The organism is Prevotella sp. HMSC077E09 (assembly GCF_001814685.1).
In the GTDB taxonomy this organism is placed as follows: Bacteria; Bacteroidota; Bacteroidia; order Bacteroidales; family Bacteroidaceae; genus Prevotella; species Prevotella oris.
Genome location: NZ_KV817555.1, coordinates 7,134 through 14,852, shown reverse-complemented (window position 1 = coordinate 14,852; position 7,719 = coordinate 7,134). Strand labels below are relative to the sequence as shown.

Below are 7,719 nucleotides of genomic sequence, written 5' to 3'. Positions count from 1 at the left end.
GAGACTGTCGCATTTACTAATTTAAACTGCATATCATTCACAACGCGACATCATAGGAGATTATTCAGAACAAAAAAAGTGCCTTACAGGAAGACTAAACCCTGCAAGACACTTCGTCATGGCCTCTGCCACAGACTTTATTTCAATTTTATGGAAATGTAATCATATTGGTTTCCATCCTTTTTCCCACCGATTTTCACGGCAGCTTTCGAGCCCTTCTTCATGACAACAACACTCTTTATCTGTTCAGGTGAGAAGTTCTGTACGTCAACATCCGTCACTTTCTTACCGTCAATGATATACACAATGCGTTTTTCTTTGCGCGTTTTAATAACGACGACGCCGTTCTTTCCTGCCTCTCCATAAGACTCTGCAACCTTAGAACCAGGCTTATGAACGGTTACCGAAGTTATATCAAGCGGCTCTATGCCTTTCAATCCGTCTTTCTTCACGACACCATCTACGATATACAGCAGCTTATGCTTCGTGAATATAAAGTTATATTTGCCTTTGTTCGTCCCCTCATCAAAAATCTTTGGGATATCAATCTTCCAACCGTCAAGTCTCACTTTCAGGTTTTTCAGGCTGTCAGCCGTTGTTATCCGATGCACGAAACACTTTATATCGGGCTCTATCTTATAGTCCAATATCACCTTGTTTTTAAGTTGTGAACCGTCAAAATTGGTTATTTCCTTGCCATCGATGATATATTTTTCGGTGGTTTTCACCGTCTGTGCATTGCTTGAAACCGCGAACAGAACAGCACAAATGATTGTCAAGATAAATCGTTTCATATTGCGTGATGTTTAAAAATGAATTTCTTTTGAATATTGAGAAAACCGAATGGCTTTTTTCCTGCAGTCAACTTGTCTGCCGGTTCATCGGTCTACGCATCGGCTCCCTTACTCATCTTCGAGTGCAAACAACTGCATGTTGCCCTCATCATCGCATGGAATAGCGAGAAATTTGCAGTTTGTTTCCGCATCTGCCGATGTAACCACGGCAGCTTTTCCTATGGGGATAATCTCTATTGCCTCATCTCTTTCAAGGGCAATATCGGCTAAAAAGCGGATTTGTCCTATCATCTCAGGAGTTGAGAGACGCTCTTTCATTGCTTTTTTCACACGTTTGGAATCTACATTTTGCCTTGTTTTATACGACTTCTCCAACTTCATGGAACCTGCACATGTGTCATTTTCAAGCATGATTTTCGCCGTAGAGTCCGGCAAAGAGGGTGCAGTGTGCCGTCCTGCAGGTTGCTGTTCCGCAGTAGTAAGCGTGGAAAGGAGGTCTTCATCGCCGCGCATTATATGCTTTCCGATTGCAAACAGCAACAGAAATAAGGCAGCAATACCCGACAGCCACATGATAGTTTTCCGCCTGTTCCGTGCTTTCTCATGTGCTTGAACAACCGCTTCGAAAACACCGGAGAGGTCAGCTTCCACGCTTTCCTCAAAGCCATCAGCAGTTCCAAGCACGCCTAAAAGTAAGGCAACATCGCGCTCGTCGGCTTCCGGTTGATGTGCAGAGAAATAGCTTGCAAGCAGCTTTTCCTCCTCAACAGAGGCCTCCGCATCGAGAAAACGCTGTATTAAAGTCCTGCGTTCTGCTTTGTCTTGAATATTCTTCTGTGTCATCTCTGCCGTTTTAATTGGTCTATAATTTGCTTTCTTGCTGCCGAAATAGAGGATTTAATACTCGTTTTCGGACGGTTACAGATGGTGGCAATGTCGTCTAAAGTCATTCCTTCGACATTGCGAAGATAGAGAATTCGGCGCGTAGCTTTGGACAGTTGATTGAACAAAAGCTTGGTCATCTGCCGCCGTTCTGCGTCATCAACAGTGCCCGAAGCACTGTCAGAAGCGATGAAATCACGGCCGTTAATGGACACATTCTCTTGCCGTTTGAGTTGCCGGTAACGTGTAACACACTGGTTACGCGACACGCGATTGACCCACGCTTCAAGCTTTTCCACCTTGTCAAGTCGGTCACGATAGCGCCACAACAGAATGAGAACCTCCTGCACAACGTCGTCGATTTCTTCTTCCATCTGTAAGGAAGCGAAGAACCGTCTGACGATACTTTCGATCTCAGGTCTTGCACGATGGGCTATCTGTTCATAGGCTTTTTCGTCCATTTTCTATTGTCTGTTCATTCAAATGACGTTGGAAAAGCTTAAAAGTAAAGATAGTTTTTGAAAAAAATAATAATAAATTGCTCAATACTTTTATGCACATTGTTTGGGAAAAGCATTGAAAAGAGAGAAGAAACGCTGTTAGATTACGTCATAGAATGCCTGTCTAACTCACGGCAACAATATTGAAACAGCTCGTCTTTCGTAAAGTTTGTGTTGATCACTGCTATCGAATAAACCATTCCGAAATACCTATAGTTCACCTTCATCAGCCACCGTTTCCACGGTTTCTGACAGCGATTGATAACCGTTTCGGGAGATTTCAGGACTACAGCGATGATATCCGAACCGCTGATCTTCAACAGTTGAAAGCCTTGTATGTCGTTCCATGCCACCTTATCTCCTGCTATTACCAAAGCCTCATCCGTGAATTGAAGATATTGTTCGTGGGTAAAAAGCGAACGAATAATCCGATAAAGCATCACCAAACTACCCAAGCCGAAGAACAAAAGCGTAAGAATACCAATGCAAATGGGCTGTATCGCACCGTATCTTTCACGCACTTGAACATCTGAAATCAGCCAGATACCGATGGTGATGAAAGCAACAAGTATGACATAAATAACTATTCTACGCAGGAACAACCGCATGATTTAGTGATATTTTATTGGATTAAACAGAATATGTTGCAATTTCTTGAAAGATAAGTGGCTATAGAACAGCCCGAACCTTGGCTTTCAATAGGCCTCACGATACTTGTTTTCGTCTTTATCTTCGAGCATTCCCAAATAGCTTTGATAGCGACTTTGCGCGATATAATGCTCTTCCAAAGCCTTCAACACAGCGCAACCTGGCTCGTGAGTATGCGTGCAGTTGCTGAACTTGCAGTCTTTAGAGAAGTGGAAAATCTCACGGAAATAGCTCGTAAGTTCTTCGGGTTCCATGTCGAAAGTGCCGAAACCTTTGATGCCAGGCGTATCAATAATATAACCACCTTCAGGCAGTTCGAGCATCTCACTGAATGTCGTTGTGTGCATACCTGTATTGTGTGCATCACTGATTTCAGCCGTACGGAGGTTTGCTTCAGGCAGAATTTGATTGATAAGTGTGCTCTTTCCCACGCCACTGTTACCGCTTAAAAGCGTTATTTTGCCTTTCAACAGCTTGTGAAGTCCTTCAATTCCCTCACCCGTTGCAGCCGAAATCTCACGGCACTCATAACCAATGGTCTCATAAAGATGAACCATTGACTGCTGATAATGCCGCTCGTCATCAGAGAGAATGTCGCGCTTGTTGAATACAAGTACCACAGGAACGCTGTAGGCTTCAGCCGAAGCAAGAAACCGATCAATAAAGGTTGTGCTGGTTTGTGGGTAGTTAACGGTGACAATAAGAAACGCCTGGTCGACATTAGCAGCAATGATATGACTCTGTTTGCTAAGATTTTGCGACTTGCGTATAATGTAATTACGGCGTTCATCAATGTGCGTAATGAACGCCGTTCCTTCTTGATTAAGGGCTATTTCCACATGATCGCCGACAGCAACAGGGTTGGTACTGCGGATACCTTTAAGGCGGAAATTGCCCTTAATCTTGCATTCGACAACCTTTCCATCATCAGTTTTGACGGAATACCAGCTGCCGGTGTTCTTGATAACGAAGCCTTTCAATGTGCTATTTATACGGTCATGATTTCCTTCTGCTTTTCAGTGAGAAGTTCATCTATCCTCTTTATAAACTTATCATGAACCTTCTGAAGATCGTTTTCGGCATCTTTTTCGAGATCTTCTGACAGTCCATCCTTGATAGCTTTCTTGAGTTTGTCTTTCACTTCACCGCGGACATTGCGCACTTCGACTTTAGTGCGCTCGCCAATCTTGTTACATTGCTTCACAAGTTCCTTGCGGCGTTCCTCTGTGGGCTGTGGAATACCAAGACGAATCACCTCACCATTGTTCTCAGGAGTAATGCCGACATCACTGTCCATGATAGCTTTTTCAATATCTTTAATAGCTTTCTTGTCCCAAGGACGAATGGCAATCGTGCGTGCATCGGGCGTAGAAACGGTGGCTACTTGGTTCAATGGCACCTTACTTCCATAGGAATCGACCTTCACTCCGTCAAGAATTGCCGTGTTAGCACGGCCTGCACGGATGTGAGTTAGCTCGTCTGCAAGATACATTGCGGCCATTTCCATGCGCTCTTGTGCATCACTTAATGTTGCTTTAACATCTATCATATCTCATTGTTTTGGTTTCTATACGACAAAATTAGATATTAATTTTCATTCTTCCAACTGTTTCCTTAAAATATTTTCAATCTTTTCGAGGTTGTAAGCATCGGCAGAATCAAAGGCCGAAAGCTGCTTACTGTCAATATCCATGACAGCCCAGACACTGCCATCCGACCGATGAAGCGGCACAACTATTTCTGAACGGGAAAGCGAAGAGCAAGCTATATGCCCGGGAAAAGCCTCTACATCGTCGACAATCAGTGTGCGGTTTTCGGCCCAGGCAGTTCCACATACACCACGACCACGGGCAATATGCATGCAAGCTACAGTGCCTTGGAATGGTCCAAGCTGCAGTTCTTCACCGCAAACCAAATAAAATCCCGTCCAAAAGAAACGCTCGGGAAAGGCAAAATGCAATGCCGAAGCAACATTGGCAAGCACACTTGTGATGTTTTTCTCACCCGAAATAAGACATTCAATCTGTCTGCAAAGCGTTTGATAAGTTTGTTCTTTCGCACTCATTATCATACAGACAGCTCCTTTTCTACAAGATTAGTCAACTCCACAAACTGCTGAACGCTGAGTTGTTCGGGACGTTTGGTCATCACATCCAACGTAAGGAACTCCGCACTTGCAGGCTTTTCCTTGGAAAACATCTGCTTGATGCTGACACGAAGCATCTTTCTTCGCTGATTGAAAACGGTCTTCACCAATCGCTTGAAGAGTCGTTCATCACAGCCAAGATCGGTTACTTCATTGCGCATCATACGGATAACAGCACTCTTTACCTTTGGAGGTGGATTGAAAACTGTTTCATCCACAGTGAAAAGATACTCCACATTATACCATGCCTGCATTAAAACCGAGAGAATTCCATAAGCCTTATTGCCTGGTTCTGAAGCCATACGGAGAGCTACTTCGCGCTGTATCATCCCCGTACAACATGGTATCAAATCCTTATAATCAAGCATCTTGAAGAATATCTGCGATGAAATATCATAGGGATAATTGCCTGTTAAGACGAAAGGCCTACGTTCAAACACCTTGCAAAGATCCATGCGAAGGAAGTCTTCTCCAATGATATTATTACGCAATTCGGGATAGTTCTCATGCAGAAATGCCACCGACTCTTTGTCTATTTCGACAGCTTTCACCTCGCGGTCTTTCGTCACTAAGTATTGCGTAAGCACGCCCATTCCCGGCCCAATCTCAAGTACCGGGATGTCAGGACAAGCGTCGACAGTGTCTGCAATGCGCCTGGCGATATTCAAATCCGTAAGGAAATGCTGTCCAAGGTTCTTCTTGGCTTTAACTAACTTCATGCAGTTTGCGTTGTTTATCGGGTTACAAAATTAAGCAATATCGCTTAACATGCAAAATAAAAGCATGAAAAAATGGCACATCAGGGAAGTTTCCCTGACATGCCATTCCTTTTTATTTAATTTCTAAAACTTTCTTTTTAGAGCAGCTTCTGCTATTAATGAAGCTTGCTACTTAAATTAATTGCCTGTGCAATCATCACTGCTACAACGGCAAATACCATTAACGTTACCATAATCTTAACCTTTCTTTTAAATGTTATCCTTTAATTATTTCGATGCAAAGGTAAAAAGATTATATTGTGTGCGCAAACAAATTAGGTTCTAATCTCATTAATCCTTCGTTTTATTGACCTAAATCAAACGGGCTTCTCTGCGTAAAGTGCGGCGGAAAAAGAGCCAGTAAAGCACGCCCGCTATGGTCAAACCAAAGGGGAAAGCGCTCCAGATGCCCACCAATCCTCCGCCGAGACAGATGCCGAAGAAATAGCCTAAAGGCAGCGTTATGACGAAGTAAGCAACGAAAGCCACGAACATCAGCGGCTTCACATTCGACAAACCGCGCAGTGCATTGGCATAATTGGACTGCATACCATCGCCGAATTGATAGATAATGAACGGAATAATCGTCAACGACACCATACCAACGACCTCATTGGAATTAGTGAACAATCCGCCGATTACATGGCGGAAGAGGAAGATAGGAATGCTGATTGCAACGCCCATCAACAGAATAAGCTGAAGTCCTGCACTTGCAGTATTGTCGGCATTTGCATAGTTTTTCTGTCCATGATAATAGCTCACGCGGATAGCAACAGCTGCAGCCATGCCATAATATAACATGTAACCGAGCTGGCTGATGGTCAACATCACCTGATGAGCAGCAAGAGGCACGGTGCCAATCCAGCCCACCATGACACTCGACAAGCTGAAAGCTGCGGTCTCCATACCTAATTGTAATGCCAAAGGCCAGCCTTGTTTGTTCTGATAAACGAAGTCCTTGGTGTTGACACTTGCCTGCATAAAGCCTCTCCGATAAGCCGAATAGCGAGGACGAAAGAATAAAATCACGAGCATCAAACACATGAACAAGCGTGAAACCATTGTTGAAACACCTGCTCCGAAGAGTCCCCATTCGGGCAAACCCAACTTACCATAGATCAAAAGATAATTGCCTATGATGTTCAAAAGATTACCGCAAATCATCACAGTCATGGGCACTACGGTCTCCGTTTTACCGTCATAGAACTGCTTAAATGTGTTGAAACCGATGACAAACGGTATCGAAATGAGATTCACAATGAAGTAAGGACGCATCAAAGGCAATAGTTCTTCGGGTTGTCCGAGATTGCTTAAGTTGAGATAAAGCAGCCCCATTGCGCCCATTAACACGAGAGTAAGCACAGCTCCTGCAGCCAAACCATTCTTCAAAGCGGCGCCAATCTCACTCTTCTTTTCCTGCCCGTAAAGTTTCCCAATGATAGGCGTCAGCCCATAGGAAAAGCCAAGTCCGAAGAGCAGAGCAAGCGTAAACATATTCGTAACAAAGCTTGCGGCAGCCAATTCCTGTAGGGAATGATGGCCAATCATCAGCGTATCGGCAAATCCAAGAATAATAGTTCCAAGCTGTCCCACGGTGATAGGCACGCCAAGGCGCACCAAATGAGGATACTGTACGGTGTACTTTCCAAATCGATTCATCTTGTTGTTTTCTGTTTCTACATTATATAATAACTGCCATAGACGGCTATTTGCGGTAGCCGGTAGAAACGCCTGACCCATTACAGACCTATATAACAGCGCGGCAAAGGTAAGAAAAAAAACAGAAAGATGCAAGAGAAAGCAGAGAGAAATGCGGAACCTCCCCCAGCCCCTCCTATAACCTCCCCCAGCCCCTCCCAAGGAGGGGAGGCCAAACTTGCAAAGAAATTAGTTATAACTCACTTCGTAATTATGCATTATACATTGTGCATTATGAATTAACTACAACTCAACACTCCACATTCAACATTAAAAATTATGCATTATGAATT

At 43.8% G+C, this 7,719-nt stretch carries 9 protein-coding genes and 1 riboswitch; all 9 genes read right to left on the bottom strand.

Translation table 11 applies throughout. The annotated features are described in order from the left end of the window. Positions 1 to 137: 137 nt before the first annotated feature. The 9 genes from HMPREF2983_RS06375 to HMPREF2983_RS06335 all read right to left on the bottom strand — a co-directional run bounded on the left by HMPREF2983_RS06375 (position 138) and on the right by HMPREF2983_RS06335 (position 7,387). A complete protein-coding gene (locus HMPREF2983_RS06375; protein WP_070667425.1) occupies positions 138 to 794 on the bottom strand; it encodes an energy transducer TonB in 657 nt (218 codons plus the stop codon). 108 nt (positions 795 to 902) lie between these two features. Beyond that, positions 903 to 1,637: a trigger factor gene (locus tag HMPREF2983_RS06370; protein WP_070667424.1), complete on the bottom strand. Its 735-nt coding sequence runs from the start codon at positions 1,635 to 1,637 to the stop codon at positions 903 to 905. Further along, positions 1,634 to 2,137: an RNA polymerase sigma factor gene (locus HMPREF2983_RS06365; protein WP_070667423.1), complete on the bottom strand. Its 504-nt coding sequence runs from the start codon at positions 2,135 to 2,137 to the stop codon at positions 1,634 to 1,636. The genes HMPREF2983_RS06370 and HMPREF2983_RS06365 overlap by 4 nt, the downstream gene beginning before the upstream one ends. A gap of 143 nt (positions 2,138 to 2,280) precedes the next feature. Continuing rightward, positions 2,281 to 2,784 (bottom strand): STM3941 family protein, encoded by a 504-nt coding sequence (locus HMPREF2983_RS06360; RefSeq protein WP_070667422.1) that lies wholly within the window; start codon positions 2,782 to 2,784, stop codon positions 2,281 to 2,283. An 87-nt stretch (positions 2,785 to 2,871) separates the two neighbouring features. After that, on the bottom strand, positions 2,872 to 3,804 hold the full coding sequence (gene rsgA, locus HMPREF2983_RS06355) for a ribosome small subunit-dependent GTPase A (RefSeq protein ID WP_070667421.1): 933 nt from the start codon (positions 3,802 to 3,804) through the stop codon (positions 2,872 to 2,874). Between the two features lie 8 nt (positions 3,805 to 3,812). Next, complete coding sequence (gene frr, locus HMPREF2983_RS06350) at positions 3,813 to 4,373, bottom strand: ribosome recycling factor (protein WP_070667420.1); 561 nt, start codon at positions 4,371 to 4,373, stop codon at positions 3,813 to 3,815. Between the two features lie 45 nt (positions 4,374 to 4,418). Next, positions 4,419 to 4,895, bottom strand: a complete 477-nt coding sequence (locus HMPREF2983_RS06345) for a GAF domain-containing protein (RefSeq protein ID WP_018919409.1) — start codon at positions 4,893 to 4,895, stop codon at positions 4,419 to 4,421. Beyond that, entirely contained in the window at positions 4,892 to 5,689 is a 798-nt protein-coding gene (gene rsmA / locus HMPREF2983_RS06340) for a 16S rRNA (adenine(1518)-N(6)/adenine(1519)-N(6))-dimethyltransferase RsmA (RefSeq protein WP_070667419.1), read from the bottom strand. Before rsmA ends, HMPREF2983_RS06345 begins: the two co-directional genes overlap by 4 nt. 351 nt (positions 5,690 to 6,040) lie before the next feature. After that, positions 6,041 to 7,387 (bottom strand): MATE family efflux transporter, encoded by a 1,347-nt coding sequence (locus HMPREF2983_RS06335; protein ID WP_070667426.1) that lies wholly within the window; start codon positions 7,385 to 7,387, stop codon positions 6,041 to 6,043. Between the two features lie 19 nt (positions 7,388 to 7,406). After that, positions 7,407 to 7,503: riboswitch (purine riboswitch) on the bottom strand. Positions 7,504 to 7,719 lie beyond the last annotated feature (216 nt).